Below are 1,197 nucleotides of genomic sequence, written 5' to 3' on the forward strand. Positions count from 1 at the left end.
GCCGACCCGCGCCACGCAGGTCGAGCTCCCGACGTACGCCTTCCAGCGCGACTGGTACTGGCTGAACTCGGCCACGGGCCCGACCGGTCCCGGGGACGCGACCGGGTTCGGGCTCGGCACGACGGACCACCCCCTCCTGGGCGCGGCGGTCGAACTGCCCGACTCGGACGGCTTCCTGTTCACCGGCCGGCTGTCCCTGGCCACCCAGCCCTGGCTCGCGGACCACGCCGTCCTGGGCTCGGTCCTCCTCCCGGGCACGGCCTTCGTGGAACTGGCGGTCCGCGCCGGTGACCAGGTCGGCTGCGACGTGCTGGAGGAGCTGACGCTGGAGGCGCCGCTGGTGCTGCCCGAGCGGGGCGGCGTCCAGCTGCGGCTGTCCGTCTCCGCCACCGACGGTTCCGGCCGGCGCAGCCTGGCGCTGTACTCCCGGGACGAGGACGCCCCCGCCGACGAGCCCTGGACGCGGCACGCCGACGGCGTGCTCGCGACGAGCGCGGAGCCCCCCGCCTTCGACCTCACCGCCTGGCCCCCGCCCGGCGCCGAGGCGGTCGACGTCGACGGGCTGTACGAGGGCATGGCCGCGGCCGGGTTCGACTACGGACCGGTCTTCCAGGGCCTGCGCGCGGCCTGGCTGCACGGCGACGAGGTGTACGCCGAGGTCGCCCTGGACGAGGAGGCCGCGGAGGCGGCGGAGGGCTTCGGACTTCACCCGGCCCTCCTGGACGCCACGCTGCACGCGGCGGGTCTCGGCGGCCTGGTGGAGAGCACCGGCCAGGGACGGCTGCCGTTCGCCTGGCGCAACGTGTCCCTCCACGCGGCGGGCGCGTCGGCCGTACGGGTCCGGTTGGCCCCCGCCGGCCGCGACGCGGTGTCGCTGCACCTGGCCGACGCGGCCGGCGTGCCGGTCGCCTCGGTCGGGTCGCTGGTCCTGCGTACGGTCTCGCCCGACCAGATCGGCGCCGCACGCGGCGGCCGGCAGGAGTCGCTGTTCCACGTCGACTGGACACCTCTGCCCCTCACTCCCGTGTCCGCGGCCGAACAGCGGCCCTGGGCCCTGCTGGCGGACGACGGCGGCACCGGCGACGCCCGCCACCCCGGACTCGACGCCGTCGGTGTCCGACACGAAGCCCACACCGGGCTGGCGGCGCTCGCCGATGCCGGTCGCGACGTACCGGACGTGGTCTGCGTCCCGCTGGT

At 76.4% G+C, this 1,197-nt stretch carries 1 protein-coding gene; it reads left to right on the forward strand.

The window, feature by feature from the left end; translation table 11 throughout:
* The coding region (locus tag MXD57_RS31335; RefSeq protein WP_250405597.1) for a polyketide synthase dehydratase domain-containing protein at positions 1-1,197 on the forward strand (1,197 nt) is incomplete at both ends.

It is taken from the genome of Streptomyces cellostaticus (assembly GCF_023630175.1).
Taxonomy (GTDB): domain Bacteria; phylum Actinomycetota; class Actinomycetes; order Streptomycetales; family Streptomycetaceae; genus Streptomyces; species Streptomyces cellostaticus_A.